The sequence below is a fragment of the Acinetobacter sp. YH16056_T genome, assembly GCF_024605895.1.
GTDB lineage: Bacteria > Pseudomonadota > Gammaproteobacteria > Pseudomonadales > Moraxellaceae > Acinetobacter > Acinetobacter amyesii.
Window position 1 is genome coordinate 13,942 of sequence record NZ_CP094545.1, and the last position, 23,347, is coordinate 37,288.

Annotated in this window: 15 protein-coding genes, 2 tRNA genes and 3 rRNA genes; 13 read left to right on the top strand and 7 right to left on the bottom strand. The window is 42.0% G+C overall.

Translation table 11 applies throughout. The features are described 5' to 3' along the window. Positions 1-49: 49 nt before the first annotated feature. The 3 genes from MST17_RS00060 to grpE all read right to left on the bottom strand — a co-directional run bounded on the left by MST17_RS00060 (position 50) and on the right by grpE (position 3,811). Complete coding sequence (locus MST17_RS00060) at positions 50-961, bottom strand: matrixin family metalloprotease (RefSeq protein WP_180027163.1); 912 nt, start codon at positions 959-961, stop codon at positions 50-52. 215 nt (positions 962-1,176) lie between these two features. After that, a complete protein-coding gene (dnaK, locus tag MST17_RS00065; protein WP_078194438.1) occupies positions 1,177-3,117 on the bottom strand; it encodes a molecular chaperone DnaK in 1,941 nt (646 codons plus the stop codon). 154 nt (positions 3,118-3,271) lie between these two features. After that, positions 3,272-3,811: a nucleotide exchange factor GrpE gene (gene grpE, locus MST17_RS00070; RefSeq protein ID WP_078189495.1), complete on the bottom strand. Its 540-nt coding sequence runs from the start codon at positions 3,809-3,811 to the stop codon at positions 3,272-3,274. Positions 3,812-4,747: 936 nt separating this feature from the next. Here grpE and MST17_RS00075 point away from each other — a divergent pair. Beyond that, complete coding sequence (locus tag MST17_RS00075) at positions 4,748-4,975, top strand: hypothetical protein (protein ID WP_252725869.1); 228 nt, start codon at positions 4,748-4,750, stop codon at positions 4,973-4,975. A 182-nt stretch (positions 4,976-5,157) separates the two neighbouring features. Here the strand turns inward: MST17_RS00075 and MST17_RS00080 are convergent, their stop codons facing one another. Continuing rightward, the gene (locus MST17_RS00080; protein ID WP_168379529.1) at positions 5,158-5,727 is read right to left on the bottom strand and encodes a hypothetical protein; all 570 of its coding nucleotides are present in this window, start codon (positions 5,725-5,727) and stop codon (positions 5,158-5,160) included. A gap of 201 nt (positions 5,728-5,928) precedes the next feature. Between MST17_RS00080 and MST17_RS00085 the strand changes: the two genes are divergently transcribed. After that, positions 5,929-6,999 carry an alpha/beta hydrolase gene (locus MST17_RS00085; protein ID WP_180027164.1) on the top strand — a complete coding sequence of 357 codons (1,071 nt, stop codon included), beginning with the start codon at positions 5,929-5,931 and terminating at the stop codon, positions 6,997-6,999. 63 nt (positions 7,000-7,062) lie between these two features. Here MST17_RS00085 and MST17_RS00090 read toward each other — a convergent pair whose 3' ends face one another. Further along, entirely contained in the window at positions 7,063-7,734 is a 672-nt protein-coding gene (locus MST17_RS00090; protein WP_180027167.1) for an acetoacetate decarboxylase family protein, read from the bottom strand. Positions 7,735-7,835: 101 nt separating this feature from the next. On the opposite strand from MST17_RS00090, the gene MST17_RS00095 reads away from it, so the two are divergent. The 11 genes from MST17_RS00095 (at position 7,836) to MST17_RS00145 (ending at position 20,769) form a co-directional block, all read left to right on the top strand. Beyond that, positions 7,836-8,405 carry a peptidylprolyl isomerase gene (locus MST17_RS00095; RefSeq protein WP_180005529.1) on the top strand — a complete coding sequence of 190 codons (570 nt, stop codon included), beginning with the start codon at positions 7,836-7,838 and terminating at the stop codon, positions 8,403-8,405. 429 nt (positions 8,406-8,834) lie between these two features. After that, a 16S ribosomal RNA gene (locus MST17_RS00100) occupies positions 8,835-10,372 on the top strand. 61 nt (positions 10,373-10,433) lie between these two features. Beyond that, a tRNA-Ile gene (locus MST17_RS00105) sits at positions 10,434-10,510 on the top strand. A gap of 74 nt (positions 10,511-10,584) precedes the next feature. After that, a tRNA-Ala gene (locus tag MST17_RS00110) sits at positions 10,585-10,660 on the top strand. 457 nt (positions 10,661-11,117) lie between these two features. Beyond that, positions 11,118-14,011: ribosomal RNA gene (locus MST17_RS00115) — 23S ribosomal RNA — on the top strand. Between the two features lie 219 nt (positions 14,012-14,230). Further along, positions 14,231-14,345, top strand: a 5S ribosomal RNA gene (rrf, locus tag MST17_RS00120). Together the 16S, 23S and 5S rRNA genes with 2 tRNA genes alongside form the textbook arrangement of a ribosomal RNA operon. Before the next feature lie 631 nt (positions 14,346-14,976). Continuing rightward, a complete protein-coding gene (locus MST17_RS00125; RefSeq protein ID WP_180026230.1) occupies positions 14,977-16,350 on the top strand; it encodes an MFS transporter in 1,374 nt (457 codons plus the stop codon). 361 nt (positions 16,351-16,711) lie between these two features. Continuing rightward, the gene (locus MST17_RS00130) at positions 16,712-18,157 is read left to right on the top strand and encodes an aldehyde dehydrogenase family protein (RefSeq protein WP_180022914.1); all 1,446 of its coding nucleotides are present in this window, start codon (positions 16,712-16,714) and stop codon (positions 18,155-18,157) included. Between the two features lie 117 nt (positions 18,158-18,274). Beyond that, a complete protein-coding gene (locus MST17_RS00135) occupies positions 18,275-18,805 on the top strand; it encodes a DUF1287 domain-containing protein (protein ID WP_373685453.1) in 531 nt (176 codons plus the stop codon). Between the two features lie 367 nt (positions 18,806-19,172). After that, positions 19,173-20,657, top strand: coding sequence for a sodium-dependent transporter (locus tag MST17_RS00140; RefSeq protein WP_180026228.1), 1,485 nt, complete (start codon positions 19,173-19,175; stop codon positions 20,655-20,657). Position 20,658: 1 nt separating this feature from the next. Next, entirely contained in the window at positions 20,659-20,769 is a 111-nt protein-coding gene (locus MST17_RS00145; RefSeq protein WP_180005359.1) for a methionine/alanine import family NSS transporter small subunit, read from the top strand. Between the two features lie 82 nt (positions 20,770-20,851). Here the strand turns inward: MST17_RS00145 and rsmB are convergent, their stop codons facing one another. Together rsmB and fmt are read right to left on the bottom strand one after the other, a co-directional pair. Next, the gene (gene rsmB, locus MST17_RS00150; protein ID WP_180026227.1) at positions 20,852-22,159 is read right to left on the bottom strand and encodes a 16S rRNA (cytosine(967)-C(5))-methyltransferase RsmB; all 1,308 of its coding nucleotides are present in this window, start codon (positions 22,157-22,159) and stop codon (positions 20,852-20,854) included. Beyond that, positions 22,159-23,118 (bottom strand): methionyl-tRNA formyltransferase, encoded by a 960-nt coding sequence (gene fmt / locus MST17_RS00155; RefSeq protein ID WP_180005357.1) that lies wholly within the window; start codon positions 23,116-23,118, stop codon positions 22,159-22,161. Before fmt ends, rsmB begins: the two co-directional genes overlap by 1 nt. Positions 23,119-23,347 lie beyond the last annotated feature (229 nt).

Genomic DNA, 23,347 nt, shown 5'->3' on the forward strand with positions numbered 1-23,347 from the left:
ATCCTGCAATATCCTTATAAATTGTATGGTTTTTTATGCTCAGGGCACACTAGCGATAATACAGTAAGCTTTGGTCTGCTGGCATCAGTTTAAAGTTTTCTAATTGTTGCGCGCCCAAGATTGGGTACATTAATGCAGCAGGGTCATTATGGTGAGATAAGCCGAGAGCATGTCCGAGTTCATGGGCAAGGGTGAGGCGTAAATCATCTTCGGCATCAAATTGATAAATCTGAATCTGATCCCCCATAAAGACACCTTTATGAAACTCTCGTGCAGGAAAGCGCTGACTGGCTTGTATCACGCCTGCATTATATTGATCGATTTGCTGGTTATAGCTTGAGACTTGTTGGTTAAATTGATCATTTTGCTGATTAAATCGATCTATTTCTTGGTCTAATTGCATCGCTTGTGCTTTGACTTGCGCAAGTTCTCTTTCAACGCGTTGCATATTGGGGCCTTGCGCATGCTCGATTCGGCTCCAACTCATACGTTCTTGCGACAGCTGTGCGATTTCCGCACGGATCATGGCTTGTTTTGATCGGAGCTGTTGCTCATTCATCTCCAGACCTTTTCTCGAATTTGTTAAGTTCTCGGCATATAAATCATTACGGGCTTTATCTGCAGCTAAGGTCTTTTGGACTTGCTTATAGGCATTGTATTGTTCTTGGCGATCATCATAAATTAGATGGATCGCCAGTTGTGCATCTGGATCATAGATAAATAACGGTTTGAGCGTCCCTGCATGCCATATCTCTGTAGCCTCTTGGCTAAGTTGAATGACTTGTTGCTGGCTTAATCCAAAACGCGGATCTACATCAGCAACCCGATAACGCAGTCGGGTATCGAGAGGGTGTAAAAGTCGATCTGAAATTGAATTAAATTTCAGTTGAGGATGCTGCTTGGTTTGATAGATCCACCAAGTACTCAAAACGATGACAACAATAATTAAAATCAAACGCATAGCGTCGCAAAACTTGATTATTTTGCATTAATTTAACTGAAATTTAGCGCTATGCAAATCTAAGTTTAGATTGATAGTGAGTCGAGAAGAATGTGGCTGTTTGAACGTTTGCGTGTTATTTGAATATTGCCTGATGCAGATAAAATCATCCACAAAAAAAACCGCGCTTTCGCGCGGTCTTTTTGAGCTTTGAAAGACTCAGTTAAAGCGACAAATTATTTTTTGTCATCTTTCACTTCAGTGAACTCAGCATCTACAACGCCGTCATCTGCTTTTTGAGCTTGACCTTCAGCGCCTTGGAAAGCGTTAGGATCAAAACCTTCAGCACCGCCTTGACCTTGTGCAGCTTCATAAGCACGTTGAGTGATCGGCATAATGATGTTTTGAAGTGCTTCAGTTTTCGCTTTGATTGCATCTACATCGTTTTCTTTAGTTGCTGCTTCGAGCTCAGCTACAGCAGCATCGATTGCAGATTTCTCATCAGCAGTTACCTGTTCGCCAAGATCTTTTACTGCTTTTTGAGCAGAAGAAACAAGTGCATCAGCTTCGTTACGTGCTTTCGCTAATTCTTCAAATTTACGATCTTCTTCAGCATTCGCTTCAGCATCTTTGATCATCGCTTCAATTTCAGCATCGCTCAAACCAGAGTTAGCTTTAATTTGAATTGATTGCTCTTTACCTGTGCTCTTATCTTTTGCAGATACTTTCAAGATACCATCAGCGTTGATGTCAAATGATACTTCAATTTGTGGTACACCACGTGGAGCAGGTGGAATATCGCCCAATTGGAAGTTACCCAACAATTTGTTTTGTTGAGCCATTTTACGTTCACCTTGGTAAACTGAAATGTCTACAGCTGGTTGGTTGTCTGCAGCAGTTGAGAACACTTGAGATTTCTTCGCAGGAATCGTCGTGTTTTTCTCAATGATCGCTGTTAACACGCCACCCATTGTTTCAATACCAAGTGTAAGCGGAGTTACGTCAAGAAGAAGTACGTCAGTTTTATCACCTGAAAGTACTGCACCTTGAATCGCAGCACCCATCGCTACAGCTTCATCTGGGTTCACGTCTTTACGTGGCTCACGGCCGAAGAACTCTTGTACTTTTTGTTGTACAAGTGGCATACGAGACTGACCACCCACCAAGATTACGTCAGAGATGTCAGAGGTTGAAAGACCTGCATCTTTAAGTGCAATCTTACATGGTTCAATTGTACGAGCAACCAATTCAGCAACTAAACCTTCAAGTTTAGAGCGAGTCACGTTGATCACTAAGTGTTTAGGACCAGTCGCATCTGCTGTGATGTATGGAAGGTTGATTTCTGTTGCATTCGAAGAAGAAAGCTCGATTTTTGCTTTTTCAGCAGCTTCTTTTAAACGTTGAAGTGCAAGAGGATCTTGTTTCAAGTTTACGCTTTGTTCTTTCTTGAACTCTTCAACCAAGTATTCAATTAATGCATTATCGAAGTCTTCACCACCAAGGAATGTATCACCGTTTGTAGACAATACTTCGATTTGTTGGTCGCCATCAAGATCAGCGATTTCAATGATTGATACGTCGAAAGTACCACCACCTAAGTCGTAAACCGCAACTTTACGGTCGCCTTCTTTTTTGTCCATACCGAACGCAAGTGCAGCAGCCGTTGGTTCGTTGATGATACGTTTAACATCTAAACCAGCAATTTTACCTGCATCTTTCGTTGCTTGACGTTGAGCATCGTTAAAGTACGCAGGAACAGTAATTACCGCTTCAGTTACTGTTTCACCAAGGTAGTCTTCAGCTGTTTTTTTCATCTTTTTCAAGATTTCAGCAGAGATTTGTTGTGGTGCAAGTTTCTTGTCGTTTACGTCAACCCAAGCATCGCCATTGTCAGCTTTGATGATTTTGTAAGGTACAAGGCCGATATCTTTTTGCACAGCTTGGTCTTGGTACTTACGACCGATCAAACGTTTGATTGCAAATAATGTGTTTTTAGGGTTAGTCACTGCTTGACGTTTAGCAGATTGACCGACAAGGATCTCGCCATCTTTATACGCAATAATAGATGGAGTTGTACGAGCGCCTTCAGCGTTGTCGATTACTTTTACTTTGTCGCCTTCAAGTACTGCTACGCAAGAGTTTGTAGTACCTAAGTCAATACCAATGATTTTCGCCATTTGGATGTTTCCTCTAAAATTCTTTTATTCCCAAACTCTTCCCTTTCTCAAAGGGAAATAAAAAGGGATTTACTTGTTATCCGATATGAGAGCCAATCAAAAATTTTCAAGTAATATTGGTTAAAATTTTTAATTCGTCTCAGAAAATTTGGGTTTATGCACCAACCATAACCATAGCTGGACGTAATAGACGACCGTTTAAGCTATAGCCTTTTTGCAATACTGTCCCGATTTCATTCGATTTGGCATTTGGATCGATGCCCACAGCTTGGTGAAGATCTGCATTGAAACCATTTGCAGTATCCACAGCAACCACACCAAATTTTTCTAAAGTGCTGAGCAATGATTTCAGTGTAAGTTCTACACCTTCAGATAAACCTGATTTTTCATCACCTGCCGCAGCGATGGCACGTTCAAGGTTATCAACCGAATCAAGCAATTGTTTTGCAAATTTTTCCAGCACAGTGTCTTTATGCTTTTCAGATTCGCGTTGAATACGCTCTACACTTTTTTGCGCTTCATATACAGCATTTGCAGTACGTGCTTTTTCAAGTTTTAAGCTTTCTTCTAAATTGGTGATTTGTGCTTGTAAATCTTCAACTGAAACTTCAGCTTGCTCGTTTTCAGCTTGAGTTTGCTGTTCTGCTTGCTCTTGTTGAAGATCTTGAGCGTCTTGGTTTTGCTCAGTCGCCATTGATTTACTCCGTTTAAATGGGTTCTTAAACATGTTCAGTCCTTATAGCTGTGCGTTCAAACGACATCGATGCGTAACTGCCATGCGTTTTGAATTCATGATTAATAGAAGAAATCGGGGCAGGGGATAAAAATTCAAGCGAAGTCAGCGATTAAATGCAGTTTTTTATTCAAAAAAATGGTTTTTCAGCCAAATATCGACTGCAAAATTAAATTCTATGAAAATATAAATTATTGATTTAAATGTATAATCACATTTTGATCGGATTTATAGATTTTCATCATAAATTTTAACGGTTTCTCTTTGTGCCTGAAAATTTGCATAATTTATCTATCGGAAGTGACCATATCCACTGGAGAGAGGGATATGGTGACTACCTCTAGATTTTAGAAACACTTTTCCATGCTGATTTCCCAAGAATCAGCATTTTTTTTGCCTCAAAAATAGTGGTTAATATTTATACATAAAAACTCTTAGTATCAGTTTTATTAAATATTTCACAAAAAATGATCAGCACAGTATTCTTTGTTTCAGATTCTATCGCTGTAGTTTCCGAATTTATTTCGAATGTGTTTTTCATGGCCTGCTTCTCTCATAAGCAGGCTTTTTTTTGCATGAAATTTATAAAAACAGCCACTTAAGTAACTGAGCTGCAAGTTTTGTTGGTCTTTGTTGTATTCAAAAGCTCTGATCACGCTTTATTTAAAACTATTTATATTTATTTTATTAATAAAAAACAAAGCACTTGAGTTAAATAAATGATGTAAAGCCTCAAAATGAATGAAAACTGCCTGATTAATAAAACGTTTCATAAGCTGTACCGTGCCTCGTACAAAGTACAACTCAGAAGGTGGGAACTTCACAGAATTATTTTCCATTATGACTCGGGCAAAGTTGAGCTTTGCTTTTAATGATTCAATGAAGGAAATAATGAAGATGAAAAAAATTGGTTTATTCGCTGTCGCAGTTTTAGGTTTTGGTTTAGCTGCGGTAGGTTGTACTTCTCAAGAAACTGTAGAATCTCCAGAAACCGCACAAGTAACGTCTGCAACTGAAGCATCTGTAACGACAGAGCAATCGGGTGCTGTGGTTCAAGCAGATCCATCAGCTCAAGGTGCTGAAGTTCAATCTGCGCCTGCACCACAACCTACAATTCAGCAATAAGATTGTTTAATGCTCTCTGACCTGTAACAACAGGCAGTCAAGAATAGACAGAAGATAGGATGCCTCTTCTGTCTATTTTCTTTTCTATTGCTTTTTTTTATCTTTTCTATTTTTAGTGAACGAAAAAAAAGCCCATCATGTAGATGAGCTTTTTACTTTTAACCGATCTGCAAAAACAACAATTAACGGCGATTTTCCCACGCGCGACGACGTTCTTCAGCCGCTTTACGTTGTTGATCTGATGCCTTTCTTAAATCTTGAATATTTTTTTTGCGCTCTTGCTCAATTTGTTTTCTACGATCTTGACTGGCTTTACGGCGCTGTTCTTCTAAGCGCTGACGCTCTTTGCTGACTTTTTGACGATCTTGTTCAGCACGTTTACGACGTTCAGCTTCAGAGTATTTACGCTGTTGTTCTAGACGTTGACGTTCGAGTTCGTTTTTACGACGATCCCACTCTTGTTGATTTTTACGATTCTGTTCCCAGTTACGCTGGTCAAGTTGCTGCTTTCTACGTTCGAGCTCTAAACGATTACGTTGTTGTTGCTGACGTTCCCATGTACGGCGGTCTTGTTCATAACGACTGTCGTAACGGCGATCATAACGATTATCATAGCGTCGATCATTATTATCATAACGGCGGTCATAACGTTGATCATAACGTCCATCGTAGTAACCATCTTCAGGGAATGCTACGCAGCCTACAGCCAAAAAAGCAGTCGCAAAAGACAGAAGGATGATCTTTTTAGCCATGGTGAGTATCCTTTATCGAGAATGGGTTAGCATAATCAACCCATAAAACTTGGGTAAATTGTCAATGACAACTCTATAAAAGAAGATTAGCTTAACTAGGTTTGTACTATGTATGTCGATGTTGAGACTTATATGTGAATATGGTCACATTTGACCTAGATCATGTAGAAAGTATGAAGAGCATAATTCGAAGGATAGAGCATGTTTGCATTGAATGAATCACTTAAAAATATGAAAGATAAAGGCCAAGGTACGGCTGCTCGGTTACTTGATCGTCTTCCTAACTTTGCCAAAGAAAGCCTCGCAAAACGTCTCGATTATCCGTTTATTTTTCCAGAATTAGATCCGCTGGTGAAATGCATGATGGCGGCTCAACTCAAGCAAGGTAAGTCAGGCTTTGTGACCGAAGACTATGTGAAGTCTCGTAAATTATTTGATTTACAGATGGAGTCGATCAAGACCAAGCCGACCTTTGTGAAACAAGTGCAAGATATACGTCTACCTTTACAAAGTGCAACGCTGTTTGCGCGTCATTATCATCCTGCTCCAAATAAAAAATTACCGATGATCGTGTTTTATCATGGTGGTGGTTTTGTGGTGGGTGGTTTAGACACGCATGATGAAGTTTGTCGTTTATTGGCTGTGCATGCCAAAACACAAGTTTTAAGTATTGATTATCCTTTAACACCAGAAGCCAGCCCAGCTCAATTAATGCAAAGTTGTGAAGATGCATTGGCTTGGACTTATCAAAATAGTCGTCAGTTTAAAATTCTAAAAAATCGAATTGCGGTGGCAGGGGATAGTGCAGGCGGCAATATTGCTACTGCGGTTGCACAGCGCAGTGCTCAAAAAGTTTTTGCCCCGCAAGCTCAGCTATTAATTTACCCAGTAGTGGATTTTAAGAGTCGCCACCCATCTTTCTATGCGTATAAAGATGGTCTGGTTCTGACTGAAAAAGATATTGATGTCGTAACCGCTTTATATGCGGAACAACATGCAGTGGCCTTGGATGATCCATTAATTTCACCGACCTATGGAAAATTGGCAGGTATCGCACCCGCGTATATCGTGACGGCAGGGCATGATGTTTTACATGACGAAGGTGAAATTTATTCGCATAAACTCCGTCAGCAAGGGGTGAAAGTGTTTTATCAAGAATATACCGATCAAACCCATGGTTTTATCAATTTAACCCCGGTTTCGCACCGAGCTAAAAAATACGTGATCGAGATCAGTACGAAGTTCCGTAAATTTTGGGATAAACGTAGCTAATCATTCCTTTATATAAAGTAAACCCAGTGTTTCACGTGAAACACTGGGTTTTTATTTATTGGGTTATTTATCTTGGATTTTTGCAGCAGGAAAAACGAGGCTAAATTCTGGGATATAAAAGCTTTGCAATAATCGTGCTTCAGAAAAATTTGGAAAAATGTCCTGTGTGTTGTGCCATTCTACCTGTTTCAGTTTAGAGAGCCGTCCACGAAACTTCGGTGAAAATTGATAACGCTTACCTTCCCACGCTTGTCTGATTTGCAACATCGCTGCAGGGATATGATGACTATTAATATAGAAAGAACGCTGTGAACGTGATTTTTTTAAACGGATCTGCATTTTGTGTTGTTCAACTTCTATAGTACAGACCACTTCATTGTCATGTTGTTGCCATTCAAACTTTGCCAACTCTTTAGGAATACCCCAGAGTTTTTGACCATGAATGACAGAGATATCTGTCGAAACATAAATCTTAGGAATCGAACTTAACCTTTTCTTACTCCATAAAGGGTGATCTAAAATTAGCAATTCGTCATAAGGGCCCACAGGTGAATCATGGTATCGGACCAATAACACCTGAACCACACGACCTAAAGGCGATGTCGCTAAACGGAACATCTGCGCTTGTTGGATAAAACTCGGAGAGATCCAATAATTCAAAATAAAAGCATCGCCACGCAGTTGCCAAGGCGGTAAATGTGTCAATGCAGTGTCCGACGGTATTATTTGCGTCATCATTGTTCTCGTTTTAATAATGGCAGAATAATTACTTTTTAATCATCAAAGACTAATATACAGTCAATAACAAGTACGAGATCAACCAGAAGAGTTAGCAAATGTTAAAACAGATTTTATTTACCGCAGCACTTGGCTGTGTGAGCTTAAGCAGTTTTGCTGCCAATACTATTGTCGAAATGAAAACCTCTCAAGGCAATATTGAAATTGAGCTATTCAATGACAAGGCACCTATCTCAGCTAAAAACTTTGAAAGCTATGCAAAAGAAAAATTTTATAACGGCACGATCTTTCATCGCGTGATTCCTGGATTTATGGTTCAGGGTGGGGGCATGGATGTCAAAATGCAGGAGAAGCCAACAAAAGCGGCTATTAAGAATGAATCAAGTAATGGCTTGAGCAATAAGCGCGGCACATTGGCAATGGCACGGATGAATCATCCTGATTCAGCAAGTAGTCAGTTCTTTATTAATGTTGCAGACAATGACTTTCTCAATAAAAGTGCAATGAATGCGGGATATGCTGTTTTTGGTAAGGTCACTAAAGGTATGGATATCGTCGATAAAATCGTAAAAGTTCCAACTGCGAACTATGGAATGCATCAGAATGTCCCTGTAAACCCAGTAGTTATACAGAGTGTGGTGATTAAAGCAGCACCTGTAAAAAACTAAGCACACAAAATAGGAAAAATATTTTACATGATATTTGTAATAAATATCATGTATTTATGTGAGTAAAGTGTGTTTTTTGAACCATAATGGTGCATAAAAATAAAACACTCGTGTTCTTTGTGAGTGAAAAGCACTTGCACGTGTAAGAAATTGCCCTATAATGAGCACCATACCGACGAGATAGACGGAAACGAACGAAACGCGAAGCGTTGAGTTGTTAAGTTTATCGAAGTCCAGCTTCTAGCATTGACGAGATGTTAGGAAGATCATTAAGAGATTATGAAGAACAACTTGTGTGGATTTTTACTGATTGATTGATCGAAATTATTTTCATTGATTGATGGTAGAAATTACTCGAAGTTTATTTGAGCAAATTTTTGTCAGTAATTGATGAGCCAAGATTGGTACACTATATGTACTATTGATTTTAAACTGAAGAGTTTGATCATGGCTCAGATTGAACGCTGGCGGCAGGCTTAACACATGCAAGTCGAGCGGGGGAAGGTAGCTTGCTACTGGACCTAGCGGCGGACGGGTGAGTAATGCTTAGGAATCTGCCTATTAGTGGGGGACAACATTTCGAAAGGGATGCTAATACCGCATACGTCCTACGGGAGAAAGCAGGGGATCTTCGGACCTTGCGCTAATAGATGAGCCTAAGTCGGATTAGCTAGTTGGTGGGGTAAAGGCCTACCAAGGCGACGATCTGTAGCGGGTCTGAGAGGATGATCCGCCACACTGGGACTGAGACACGGCCCAGACTCCTACGGGAGGCAGCAGTGGGGAATATTGGACAATGGGGGGAACCCTGATCCAGCCATGCCGCGTGTGTGAAGAAGGCCTTTTGGTTGTAAAGCACTTTAAGCGAGGAGGAGGCTACCTTAGTTAATACCTAAGGATAGTGGACGTTACTCGCAGAATAAGCACCGGCTAACTCTGTGCCAGCAGCCGCGGTAATACAGAGGGTGCGAGCGTTAATCGGATTTACTGGGCGTAAAGCGTGCGTAGGCGGCTTTTTAAGTCGGATGTGAAATCCCCGAGCTTAACTTGGGAATTGCATTCGATACTGGGAAGCTAGAGTATGGGAGAGGATGGTAGAATTCCAGGTGTAGCGGTGAAATGCGTAGAGATCTGGAGGAATACCGATGGCGAAGGCAGCCATCTGGCCTAATACTGACGCTGAGGCACGAAAGCATGGGGAGCAAACAGGATTAGATACCCTGGTAGTCCATGCCGTAAACGATGTCTACTAGCCGTTGGGGCCTTTGAGGCTTTAGTGGCGCAGCTAACGCGATAAGTAGACCGCCTGGGGAGTACGGTCGCAAGACTAAAACTCAAATGAATTGACGGGGGCCCGCACAAGCGGTGGAGCATGTGGTTTAATTCGATGCAACGCGAAGAACCTTACCTGGTCTTGACATAGTAAGAACTTTCCAGAGATGGATTGGTGCCTTCGGGAACTTACATACAGGTGCTGCATGGCTGTCGTCAGCTCGTGTCGTGAGATGTTGGGTTAAGTCCCGCAACGAGCGCAACCCTTTTCCTTATTTGCCATCGGGTTAAGCCGGGAACTTTAAGGATACTGCCAGTGACAAACTGGAGGAAGGCGGGGACGACGTCAAGTCATCATGGCCCTTACGACCAGGGCTACACACGTGCTACAATGGTCGGTACAAAGGGTTGCTACTCCGCGAGGAGATGCTAATCTCAAAAAGCCGATCGTAGTCCGGATTGGAGTCTGCAACTCGACTCCATGAAGTCGGAATCGCTAGTAATCGCGGATCAGAATGCCGCGGTGAATACGTTCCCGGGCCTTGTACACACCGCCCGTCACACCATGGGAGTTTGTTGCACCAGAAGTAGGTAGTCTAACCGTAAGGAGGACGCTTACCACGGTGTGGCCGATGACTGGGGTGAAGTCGTAACAAGGTAGCCGTAGGGGAACCTGCGGCTGGATCACCTCCTTAACGAAAGATTGACGATTGGTAAGAATCCACAACAAGTTGTTCTTCATGACGATGTATCTGAGGGTCTGTAGCTCAGTTGGTTAGAGCACACGCTTGATAAGCGTGGGGTCACAAGTTCAAGTCTTGTCAGACCCACCATTCTGACTAACGAAGTATTTGAATAAAATACGGAAGCAAACAGAAAATCAGACACATTGACTTATTGATAAGCTGGGGACTTAGCTTAGTTGGTAGAGCGCCTGCTTTGCACGCAGGAGGTCAGGAGTTCGACTCTCCTAGTCTCCACCAAATTTCAAGATAAGAAAAACAACGTTTTTCCTTGAAATTTAAGCAAGAAGCTACGCTTCGCGCAGTATGTGATCATGCAGTGTTGAAGTTGTTTAGTCCTTAAGCGATCAAGTGTTTAGGTTATAGAGCTTAGCAACAAAGTGGCGTATGATTCGCTCCATTGTTATTAAGCTCTGTGATTTATCACAGTTTCCTGACCTGACGAAGGCTGGAAAAATCATTAACAGAATATATTTGAGTTGAAATAATTTGTTCATACTCGTTTGATTTAACCTAACAAGCAATTGTGAAAGTTGAATGAAATGAGTTACTAGCGAAATTAACTGAATCAAGCGTTTTGGTATATGAATCTAATTGAAGCTGTACAGTGATTAAGTTCACGAGACTCTAACTGTGGCAATTAAGTTTGCGACGCGAAATACAACTTGTATGTATTAGCGACTGTTTGGGGTTGTATAGTCAAGTAATTAAGTGCATGTGGTGGATGCCTTGGCAGTCAGAGGCGATGAAAGACGTAATAGCCTGCGATAAGCTCCGGGGAGGCGGCAAATATCCTGTGATCCGGAGATTTCTGAATGGGGAAACCCACCCGCTATAAGGCGGGTATCATAAACTGAATACATAGGTTTATGAGGCGAACGAGGGGAAGTGAAACATCTCAGTACCCTTAGGAAAAGAAATCAATTGAGATTCCCTCAGTAGCGGCGAGCGAACGGGGAAAAGCCCATTAAGTTATCTAAGCTTTAGTGGAACGCTCTGGGAAGTGCGACCATAGTAGGTGATAGTCCTGTACGCGAAAGGGCTTAGATAATGATGTCGAGTAGGGCGAGGCACGTGAAACCTTGTCTGAATATGGGGGGACCATCCTCCAAGGCTAAATACTCCTGACTGACCGATAGTGAACCAGTACCGTGAGGGAAAGGCGAAAAGAACCCCTGTGAGGGGAGTGAAATAGATCCTGAAACCGCATGCATACAAGCAGTGGGAGCCAACTTGTTTGGTGACTGCGTACCTTTTGTATAATGGGTCAGCGACTTACATTCAGTAGCAAGGTTAACCGATTAGGGGAGCCGTAGAGAAATCGAGTCTTAATAGGGCGTTTAGTTGCTGGGTGTAGACCCGAAACCGGGTGATCTATCCATGAGCAGGTTGAAGGTTGGGTAACACTAACTGGAGGACCGAACCCACTGTCGTTGAAAAGCCAGGGGATGACTTGTGGATAGGGGTGAAAGGCTAATCAAACTCGGTGATAGCTGGTTCTCCCCGAAAGCTATTTAGGTAGCGCCTCGGACGAATACCATTGGGGGTAGAGCACTGTTTCGGCTAGGGGGTCATCCCGACTTACCAAACCGATGCAAACTCCGAATACCAATGAGTACTATCCGGGAGACAGACTGCGGGTGCTAACGTCCGTAGTCAAGAGGAAAACAATCCAGACCGCCAGCTAAGGCCCCAAAATTATAGTTAAGTGGGAAACGATGTGGGAAGGCATAGACAGCTAGGAGGTTGGCTTAGAAGCAGCCACCCTTTAAAGAAAGCGTAATAGCTCACTAGTCGAGTCGGCCTGCGCGGAAGATGTAACGGGGCTAAAACTATATGCCGAAGCTGCGGATTTACACATTAGTGTAAGTGGTAGGGGAGCGTTCTGTAAGCCGATGAAGGTGGATTGAGAAGTCTGCTGGAGGTATCAGAAGTGCGAATGCTGACGTGAGTAACGACAAAACGGGTGAAAAACCCGTTCGCTGAAAGACCAAGGGTTCCAGTCCAACGTTAATCGGGGCTGGGTGAGTCGACCCCTAAGGCGAGGCCGAGAGGCGTAGTCGATGGGAAATTGGTTAATATTCCAATACTTCAGTGTAATGCGATGAGAGGACGGAGAAGGTTAAGTCAGCCTGGCGTTGGTTGTCCAGGTGAAAGGAAGTAGGCATGTATCTTAGGCAAATCCGGGGTACTCTATGCTGAGATCTGACAGCAAGCTGTACTTGTACAGTGAAGTGGCTGATACCATACTTCCAGGAAAAGTCTCTAAGCTTCAGTTACACTGGAATCGTACCCGAAACCGACACAGGTGGTCAGGTCGAGTAGACCAAAGCGCTTGAGAGAACTCTGCTGAAGGAACTAGGCAAAATGGTACCGTAACTTCGGGAGAAGGTACGCTGCTTTTGGTGATGGAACTTGCTTCCTGAGCTGAGAGCAGCCACAGAAACCAGGCCCCTGCAACTGTTTATTAAAAACATAGCACTCTGCAAACACGAAAGTGGACGTATAGGGTGTGATGCCTGCCCGGTGCTGGAAGGTTAATTGATGGGGTTAGCGTAAGCGAAGCTCTTGATCGAAGCCCCAGTAAACGGCGGCCGTAACTATAACGGTCCTAAGGTAGCGAAATTCCTTGTCGGGTAAGTTCCGACCTGCACGAATGGCATAATGATGGGGGCGCTGTCTCCAGCAGAGGCTCAGTGAAATCGAATTCGCCGTGAAGATGCGGTGTACCCGCGGCTAGACGGAAAGACCCCGTGAACCTTTACTGCAGCTTGACATTGAACTTTGATCTTACTTGTGTAGGATAGGTGGGAGGCTTTGAAACCGAGACGCTAGTTTCGGTGGAGCCAATCTTGAAATACCACCCTGGTAATATTGAGGTTCTAACTCTGTCCCGTTATCCGGGACGAGGACCATGTCTGGTGGGTAGTTTGACTGGGGCGGTCTCCTCCTAAAGAGTAACGGAGGAGTACGAAGGTGCGCTCAGCGTGGTCGGAAATCACGCGTAGAGTATAAAGGCAAAAGCGCGCTTAACTGCGAGACCCACAAGTCGAGCAGGTACGAAAGTAGGTCTTAGTGATCCGGTGGTTCTGTATGGAAGGGCCATCGCTCAACGGATAAAAGGTACTCTGGGGATAACAGGCTGATACCGCCCAAGAGTTCATATCGACGGCGGTGTTTGGCACCTCGATGTCGGCTCATCTCATCCTGGGGCTGAAGCAGGTCCCAAGGGTATGGCTGTTCGCCATTTAAAGAGGTACGCGAGCTGGGTTTAGAACGTCGTGAGACAGTTCGGTCCCTATCTACCGTGGGCGCTGGAAATTTGAGAGGATCTGCTCCTAGTACGAGAGGACCAGAGTGGACGAACCTCTGGTGTACCGGTTGTGACGCCAGTCGCATCGCCGGGTAGCTATGTTCGGAAGGGATAACCGCTGAAAGCATCTAAGCGGGAAGCCTACCTCAAGATAAGATTTCCCTTGGACTTTATGTCCACTAAAGAGCCGTTGAAGACTACGACGTTGATAGGTTGGATGTGGAAGTGCGGTGACGCATGAAGCTGACCAATACTAATTGCTCGTGAGGCTTGACTATACAACACCCAAACAGTTGTATGTAAAGCATCAATTGATTCACTTATAATCAAAGCAACTTGATTTAGTTGAAAAGCTTAGTAAAATTGAATATGAGCGAGAAGTTAAAGCACTGCTTTAACCGAAGCGCAAGTTTAACTCAGATATACCTGTTAATAACTCATTTGACCAAGCAACGGCACTGAAAAGATAAGACCAAATGCAAAGTCATAACAGTTGTGCTGGCGACCATAGCAAGAGTGAACCACCTGATCCCTTCCCGAACTCAGAAGTGAAACCTCTTAGCGCTGATGGTAGTGTGGGGTTACCCATGTGAGAGTAAGTCATCGCCAGCTCATTATTCGAAACACCCCCAACTTAAACGTTGGGGGTTTTTTTTATGCGTGGAGAAAAAAGGGAAAAAAATAATAAGAAAAGCAGCAGGATAAAATAGGGAAATGATAAAAATATTGTTAGATTGAGGCTTGAATTATTTAAACATGGATGATTATTAGACAATCAACGCATTCAAAAATCATCAATTAAAGTAATTCTCAGCTTAAAATGCCGGAAAATCTGAATGTAAGTCAGCTAAAACAACAGTTTAAATGTCTAACTATCGACTTAAGTGATGTCTGATGACTTATGATTTAGAAATCTACGACTTAGATCGTAGAGTTGCGATTTTTTTCTATAAAATTTGAGTTTTATTCTGACAATTTTCATATCAAATAATCTATCGTCTGATTGTGATTTAGCTTCTAATAACACATTGATAATTAATCATTATAAAAACTAGACCCGCAGTCCATCGACTTTTTTATGTATAAATATTTCAAAAATATCCGAGTTTTTATGACATTTTATTCCCAAACAACATGGATATATCTGAAAGGTATGGGTCTATACCTTTGTAATTTTGGACAATTTACAGTCAAAAACGGCATTGTAGCGAAAAATAAAACTCACAATTGGAGGTGAGGTTCAATGTCTACAAGCACAATGAATGTGAATAGCGTTGTCGATAACGCTAAGTTCACAAAATCGCATTTTAGCATCATGATGTGGTGTCTAATTCTTATTTTATTTGATGGTTACGACTTAGCGATCAATGGTGTTGCGCTGCCTTTATTGATGAAAGATTGGGGATTAACAGCTGTTCAGGCAGGTATGCTAGCGAGTACAGCACTTGCAGGGATGATGTTTGGTGCCATGATGTTTGGTACTTTGGCTGATAGGATTGGCCGTAAAAAAGTTATCATGATTTGTGTATTTTTATTCAGTACATTCACATTTTTAGGCGGTTTTGCATCAAATCCAACGGAATTTGGCGCGTTACGTTTTATTGCTGGACTTGGCATTGGTGGGGTATTACCGAACCTTGTGGCATTGACATCTGAATATGCACCTAAGCATCTACGCAGTACTTTAGTGACCACTATGTTCAGTGGTTATGCAATGGGTGGCATCATGGCGGCTCTCTTTGGTTCATGGTTTACTGCGGATTATGGCTGGCAAATCATGTTCTTCATTGCGGGTATTCCACTGTTACTGTTGCCATTTGCTTGGAAATTTTTACCTGAATCGCTCACATTTTTGGTGAAGGTGAATCGTCATGATGAAGCACGTCGTATGATTCAAACCATTGCACCTGAACAAACCGTGACTGCAAATACTCAACTGGAACTGACTGAAGTTGCGGTTCCGGGTGGAACATCTGTTAAAGCGTTGTATAAGCAAGGTCGTGGCGTAAGTACGATGTTGTTTTGGCTGTGTTTCTTTATGTGTCTATTAACGCTTTATGCATTAGGCAGTTGGTTACCAAAACTAATGATGGCCGCAGGTTATTCATTAGGTAGCAGTTTGACCTTCCTATTGGCGATGAATATTGGTGCCGTAATTGGTACGATTGGCGGCGGTATTTTAGCGGACAAATTCCACTTAAAACCGGTGATCATTACATTATGTCTTGCAGGTGCTGTGGCACTATCTTTACTCGGCTTTAATTCACCACAGCCTGTGATCTATCTTTTGGTTGCTGTCGCAGGTGCATCGGCAATTGGTTCGCAAATCTTGCTGTATAGCTATGTTGCACAGTACTATCCGTTGTCTGTACGTTCGACAGGTATTGGATGGGCATCTGCAGTCGGTCGTACAGGTGCGATTGTTGGCCCTATTCTGATCGGCTATTTATTATCACAAGAATTGCCACATCAAATTAACTTTATGGCCGTAGGAATTCCAGTAGTCATCGCAGCGATTGCAGTGTTCTTTATTCGCAAAGCGCAAACGGATGAAGAGGTTGCCGCTCTAGAAAATGTGAATAAGGCTACAGTCAAAACACAGCGTTCGTATAGTTAAAATTTAGATTTAAAAAAGCCCGTTATTTGATGGGCTTTTTTATGTTGTACTCATAAATTTTATCATTGAATTTAGGTTGAATGATTTATTAAAAAATTGATAAATAATGAGATTTAATATTTTTAAACAGCTCTTCTAATTTAATTTCATCGTTATATAGAGACTCGATCATACGTTTTTCAGTGCAAGCAGAGATCTGAAAATAGGGGTTAATATTCAAGGCATTTAGGTAGCTGAGTTTGACGCTTGTGGTTCATTTTGTTACTTAAATATAGTGAACTCTGTGCTCAGTCAGCGCATGATAGAGGCATAGATTTATTCACATTTATCAATAATGTCTCAAGATCATGGAAATATCGTCATGTCCAAAGCCGTACAAGATATAAAAGATTATCCGCTCTATGTTGCAGGTAAAGCAGCGACTACCGATCAGTGGTTAGAAGTGAATCAAAAATATACCCAAGACGTATATGCACGCGTTGCGCTCGCAGATGCTGCAACCATTGAAAAAGCCATTGATTCAGCGGTCAAATCTAGTGCTGCAATGGCGGCATTGGAACCTTTTCAAAAACAAAAAATTTTACTGCACTGTGTTAAACGTTTTAATGAAATGCGTGCAGAATTGACTGAAATTTTAATTGCGGAAGGTGGAAAACCGTGTAAAGCCGCAGCTGCTGAAGTTGAACGTTTAATTAATACCTTTCAAATTGCTGCCGATGCTGTCACACAGATGGATGATGGTCGCATGATCCCATTGGCGGTTACTGCAGCGGCATCTGGCTATCAAGGCATGGTCAAACATGTGCCGATAGGCCCTGTATCCTTGATCAGCCCGTTTAATTTTCCGATCAATCTGACTGCGCATAAAATTGCACCTGCCATTGCCGCAGGCTGTCCATTTGTTTTGAAGCCTGCAAGTTTGACGCCTATTTCAGCTTTAAAAATTGCGGAAGTTTTGGCAGAAACGGATTTACCTAAAGGTGCTTTTTCAGTTTTACCTTGTCCACGTGAACATGCAGATGTCTTGGTAACAGATGACCGATTTAAACTGCTCAGCTTTACCGGTTCCGATGTTGTCGGCTGGGATATGAAAGCGCGTGCGGGGCGTAAAAAAGTGACTTTGGAACTCGGTGGCAACGCTGCTGTATTGGTTGAGCCTGATACTGAAATTTCAGCGGCATTTATTGAACGCTTAGTCGGTGGGGCGTATAACCATGCAGGGCAGGTGTGTATTAGTGTTCAACGCATCTTGGTGCATGCCGATATCTATGCCGATGTGAAGAAAAAACTCGTGGCGAGAATGAAGCAGCTTAAAGCGGATGATCCACAGTTGGAAAGCACCATGGTCGGTCCAATGATTAAGGAAGCAGAAGCAACACGCGTGCATAAATGGGTCGATAAAGCAGTCAAAAAAGGAGCTAAAGCTTTGGTTCGTGGTGAACATCAGGGGGCTTTGCTCGATCCAATTTTATTAGAAAATGTCGATGAATCGCTAGAAGTGTATAAAGATGAAATCTTTGGCCCTGTAGCGATTTTAGAGAAATACAAAAACTTTGAAAAAGGTATCGCCAAAATTAATAGCAGCCGTTTTGGTTTACAGGCGGGCATCTATACGCAAAATTTGAATAAAATGTTGTATGCGTGGAATCACTTAGAGGTCGGTGGAGTGATTATTAATGACATTCCATCTTTCCGTGTTGATAACATGCCATATGGTGGCGTAAAAGATTCTGGCTTAGGTCGTGAAGGGATTCAGTCTGCCATTCGAGATATGCAAGAAGAACGCGTATTGGCGATAAAACTGTAGCAGTTTAAACTTGGGCTTGGTTCAGTATGGATCTGTTCGAAGCCCAGTTTTTGAATCATTTCAAAAAATCTAAAGTGAATAAGAAAAATGAAACGAATTTTATTATTGGTCAGTTTGATGACCGTGAATATGGCTGTCTTTGCCTTTAACGCCACTCAAATGGTGACGGATGCACGCAGTCAAATTGGGAAAACCTTATATTATGATCCTGCGTATACTGCACTGCGTTATCCAATGGGAGATGTCCCTTTAATCAAGGGTGTTTGTACCGACGTGGTAATTCGTGCATTACGACAGCAAGGGATTGATTTACAACAAACCATTCATGAAGATATGAAAGCCAATTTTAAGCAGTATCCACAAAAATGGGGCTTAAAAGGAACCGATAAAAATATTGATCATCGGCGTGTTCCCAATATTCAAACATGGATGCAACGTCAGGGTTATGTTGTCAAAGATAAGCAGTATTTGGCAGGAGATATTGTCACTTGGGACTTAGGACGTGGTTTAGTGCATATCGGCGTGGTTTCAGATCGTAAAGTGAAAGCTAGCGATGTTCCGCTCATCATCCATAATATTGGAGAGGGCACACAGGAAGAAGATATTTTACATGCCTATCAAATTACCGGACATTATCGAGTGAAATAACTTTAAAAATTTAATTGGAAATAAGATATTCCTAAAAGTTATATTATTGATAACTTAAATTGTATGAAAAATAAGCTGATTAAATGAACATTTAAGCCTAAACACATTATAAAAATGGAATATTTGCCGTAGAAATTACAGAAAAACTTAAAAAAAGTGAGTATTGTTAATTCATACAAAGGGAAAGTTATTTGTGGTGTTTTTAACCAAAATGCGCATGTGATTTTTCTGTTTGCAATTTGGTATAGACGCTCACAAGGTATCTCACCAGATCAAACACCCAGAATTTTATTTTTATGGTTCTTTTTTTGCTCGCGATATAACCATAACAAGCAGCAGTTAAAGATGCCTGAGGTTTAGGTGTTCTATGTCAGATAATCGTGAAAACTGGTCGGCACGATCAGGATTTATCATTGCCGCTATTGGTTCCGCTGTAGGTTTGGGAAACATTTGGCGTTTCCCTTACGTAGCATATGAAAATGGTGGCGGTGCATTTTTAATTCCCTATTTAATTGCAATTTTTGCAGCGGGTTTGCCTTTATTATTCTTAGATTATGCAGTGGGGCATAAATTCCGAAAAGCACCGCCTACTGCATATAAAAAACTTATGAACAGTGAGGCATTAGGCTGGTGGCAAGTGATGGTGACACTCATCATCGGGATCTACTATGCCAGCGTATTGTCATGGGCCGGTAGTTACATGTATTACGCCATTGGACAACAATGGGGCTCAGATACGGAAAGCTTTTTCTTTAAAACCTATCTACAAAATGGTGATGGCTTAACATTTGGTTTTGTTCCGACTTTATTTGTTGGTTTAGTCATTGTTTGGGCTGTGGTGATGTTCATTCTCTATGGCGGTGTACGTCGTGGTGTAGAACTTGCCAATAAAATTTTTATGCCGTTATTGATCGTGTTATTTAGCATTTTAGTCATTCAAGCATTGCGTCTACCGGGTGCGGCAGAAGGCTTAAATGCATTCTTTACGCCAAACTGGGAAGCGATGACCGACTATAAAGTATGGTTAGCAGCCTTTGGTCATATCTTCTTCTCGTTATCGATTGGTTTCGGGATCATGTTGACCTATGCGTCTTACTTAAAAGCAAAAACCAACTTAACCGGTTCAGGTGTAGTCGTTGCATTAGCCAACTCATCATTTGAAATCTTAGCGGGTATTGGCGTCTTTGCAGCACTTGGTTTCATGGCACAAAGTTCAGGTGTACCTGTAAAAGAAGTAGTATCTGGTGGTATTGGTTTAGCCTTTATTGCCTTCCCGAAAATCATTTCGAGTATGGGGGCAGGCGGTGATTTGTTTGGCTTCTTGTTCTTTGCTTCGTTGGTGGTTGCAGGGATTACCTCTATGGTGAGTATCTTGCAAGTGCCAATTGCAGCGTTTCAAGACAAATTGGGTTGGTCAAAAAATAAAGCTGTAACGATTGTTGCGGGCGGTTCAGCAATCGTATCTACACTTTTATTCTCTACACAAAGTGCCATTACTTTTGTTGATATCATTGACTACTTTGCCAATAACATTGGGATCGTGGGTGGTGGTTTACTCTCTATTATTTTGGTGTCGTGGTTCCATCGTCCATTGATGAAACAATTACAAGAGCATGCAAATCAATACTCAAGTATCAAGTTGGGTCAAGGTTGGAATTTCTTATTGACCGTGATCACCCCAATTTCATTATTGGTTGCACTTGTATTGACGATTAAGGCTGTCGCAACTGAAGGTTATGGCGGTTATCCTGCAACGACACTTTGGTTGGTGGGTGGTTCGGTATTGGCCTTCTTTGTATTGGGTTCTGTTCTATTAAGCTTGTGTAAAGACAAAGGTCCAGAGGAGAATTAATATGAATACATCTGCAATGATCATGATGATTTTATCAATTGTTTTGCTATGGGGTGGTTTACTTTTAGCGACGATTCATTTGGTGAAAAATCCTGACGAAGCTGAAGATTAAATTTAGAATGACGAAAAAAATGCCCGATGAAATCATCGGGCATTTTTTATGATTGTTTACATCTAAAAAGGTGTTTATTGATTTAGGCCGTTTTTACTATACGGCAATAATAGAAGCCATCGCCATAACCTACTTTCGGGAAAAGTTGACGACCATGGATTTGTTCAACTCCCCAATCTGCTTCAATTTTAATTTCTTGGGCATCGGCATGATTGGCAAAGAACTCAACCATTTGCTGTTCATTTTCAGCTTTTAAAATCGAGCAAGTGATGTAAAGCAGCGTACCGCCAACTTTAAGTTGCTTCCACATGTTTTCCAAAATTTGCTTTTGTAATACTACTGTTTTCGCAATGTCGCCCGATTGACGTAGTAAACGAATGTCAGGATGACGACGCATTACACCGACAGCAGTACATGGCGCATCGAGCACGATACAATCAGCAAGCTCAGGAACAGTGTAAGTGATGGCATCGGCAGTTTGGATTTCGACATGTTTACCATCGAGAACCAAACGATCAAGGTTTTCAACTACACGTTTCAGGCGCTTTTCATCTTGGTCGAGTGCGATGAGTTTCTTCGGTTGGAAGGTCTCTAAAATGTGTGCAGTTTTACCACCGGGCGCAGCACAAGCATCAATCACAAATTTACCATCGAGATTTGGTAAGAGTGTTGCACACAGCTGAGCATGTTCATCCTGTACCGAAAAACCACCTGCTTCAAAGCCCGGCAAACTTGGAATATGTAGACTTTCATCCATCACAATACCGACATTAGAGAGTTCACAACGATGTGCATCGATGCCTTCATCTTCCAGAATATCAAGGTATTCATCACGGCTCACTTGGCGTGTATTGACACGTAAAGTCAGTGGCGCAATTTGTTTAAGCTCATAGCTGAGCTCGTCAAATTGTTCACCCCAGTCTTTTTTCAGACGTTTGGTTAACCAACTTGGTAAATTGGTGGCTTGTTCAAGTACGTCGTAGAACTGTTCTGTTTCACGTGTTGCACGGCGCAAAATTGCGTTGATGAGGCCACTTAGACTTCCCATACCCAATTGTTTTGCAGCTTCCACCGTTTCAGAAATTGCAGCGTGAGCCGCGACACGGGTACACAACAATTGATACAAACCAAGGTATAAACAGGTTTCAACCACTTGGTTATCTACAGGTTTAGACAGTAATGGTAAAGTCAGTTGTTTCAATGCGTACCATTGACGTAAACAACCAAGCACCAATTCATGGAATAACGCACGGTCTTTATCTGACACGATATTCATTTGCTGCGCGAGTACCGATTGCAGCGATTGACCATTTTGGACAGCCAATAACGTCTTCACTACCTGAGCACGTAAATTAAGGTCTCGGGTCGAGGCGTTGGGAGATTGCTTCATTATAAAATTTGTCCAATAGTCAATTTTTGGGTTTGTAAAATTTGTACAGGGTTGAGTGGTTTAGCACCCGGCCATTGCAAAGAAGTCAAAATAATCACGCTGCCATTGGCACAGGCAACGTGTATGCCTTTTTTATCGATGGCAATGATTTCACCTGCTTGAGCATTCGGTGCAGACGCAGCAGAAAGTTCAGAATGCCAAACGCGTAAATTGTTTTGTTCATCTAACTGAATAAATGCTACCGGCCACGGATTAAAGGCACGGATGTTGCGATCGATTTGTACGGCATCGATGGACCAATCAATTTTTGCTTCAGCTTTTGATAGCTTATGTGCATAAACTGTTAATGCTTCGTCTTGAACTTCACGGCTGTCTAAATATTGCTGCAATGTTTGTTCAGTGTCTAAAACGGCAGCAATTGCAGTTGCACCTTGCTCTGCAAGTTTGTCATGCAAAGTTGCAGAGGTATCCGTTGCTTCAATCGGGCAGATGGTTTTATACATCATGTCGCCAGTATCTAGTCCGGCTGCCATTTTCATAATGGTGACACCTGTTTCAATATCACCTGTTGCGATGGCACGTTGAATCGGTGCTGCACCGCGCCAACGTGGCAGCAATGAACCATGAATATTCAGGCAACCATATTTCGGGGTATCTAGCACGACTTGCGGCAAGATCAAACCATAGGCTGCAACCACCATAACATCGGCATTTAAGGCCTTTAATTCCGCTTGTGCGGCTAAACCTTCTTCAGTCGATGATTTGAAATGAAGGGGTTGGTAAACAGGAAGATGGTGCTCTAAAGCCAATTGCTTTACGGCAGAAGCTGTGAGTTTTTGTCCACGTCCAGCTTTGCGGTCAGGTTGAGTGTATACCGCAACAATTTCATGTTGTGTGTTGAGCAATGCAGCTAGTGCTGTTGCGGCAAATTCTGGCGTACCGGCAAAGATGATTTTCAAAATGAATGAACCGAATCTGTGTTGAATATGTGGATTATAGCAAATGATTAATGCGTAATTTAGAACATTAGAAATTGATTTTTGCAACTTTGAAGCTGTCCAAGCTCAATGATTTCATAACCCAAAATCGCAAATTTGCAATTTTTAAATAAATTATATTTATATAAAATTTAAAAATTATTCATGAAAGTTTTGTATTGTGCAGCCATTGATGGCGGTATAGTAGATT

What these genes read in the sequence shown, in the direction of transcription:
- MST17_RS00060 (WP_180027163.1), bottom strand. Translation starts at nt 961, where the DNA reads ATGCGTTTGATTTTAATTATTGTTGTCATCGTTTTGAGTACTTGGTGG.
- dnaK (WP_078194438.1), bottom strand. Translation starts at nt 3,117, where the DNA reads ATGGCGAAAATCATTGGTATTGACTTAGGTACTACAAACTCTTGCGTA.
- grpE (WP_078189495.1), bottom strand. Translation starts at nt 3,811, where the DNA reads ATGGCGACTGAGCAAAACCAAGACGCTCAAGATCTTCAACAAGAGCAA.
- MST17_RS00075 (WP_252725869.1), top strand. Translation starts at nt 4,748, where the DNA reads ATGAAAAAAATTGGTTTATTCGCTGTCGCAGTTTTAGGTTTTGGTTTA.
- MST17_RS00080 (WP_168379529.1), bottom strand. Translation starts at nt 5,727, where the DNA reads ATGGCTAAAAAGATCATCCTTCTGTCTTTTGCGACTGCTTTTTTGGCT.
- MST17_RS00085 (WP_180027164.1), top strand. Translation starts at nt 5,929, where the DNA reads ATGTTTGCATTGAATGAATCACTTAAAAATATGAAAGATAAAGGCCAA.
- MST17_RS00090 (WP_180027167.1), bottom strand. Translation starts at nt 7,734, where the DNA reads ATGACGCAAATAATACCGTCGGACACTGCATTGACACATTTACCGCCT.
- MST17_RS00095 (WP_180005529.1), top strand. Translation starts at nt 7,836, where the DNA reads ATGTTAAAACAGATTTTATTTACCGCAGCACTTGGCTGTGTGAGCTTA.
- MST17_RS00125 (WP_180026230.1), top strand. Translation starts at nt 14,977, where the DNA reads ATGTCTACAAGCACAATGAATGTGAATAGCGTTGTCGATAACGCTAAG.
- MST17_RS00130 (WP_180022914.1), top strand. Translation starts at nt 16,712, where the DNA reads ATGTCCAAAGCCGTACAAGATATAAAAGATTATCCGCTCTATGTTGCA.
- MST17_RS00135 (WP_373685453.1), top strand. Translation starts at nt 18,275, where the DNA reads ATGACCGTGAATATGGCTGTCTTTGCCTTTAACGCCACTCAAATGGTG.
- MST17_RS00140 (WP_180026228.1), top strand. Translation starts at nt 19,173, where the DNA reads ATGTCAGATAATCGTGAAAACTGGTCGGCACGATCAGGATTTATCATT.
- MST17_RS00145 (WP_180005359.1), top strand. Translation starts at nt 20,659, where the DNA reads ATGAATACATCTGCAATGATCATGATGATTTTATCAATTGTTTTGCTA.
- rsmB (WP_180026227.1), bottom strand. Translation starts at nt 22,159, where the DNA reads ATGAAGCAATCTCCCAACGCCTCGACCCGAGACCTTAATTTACGTGCT.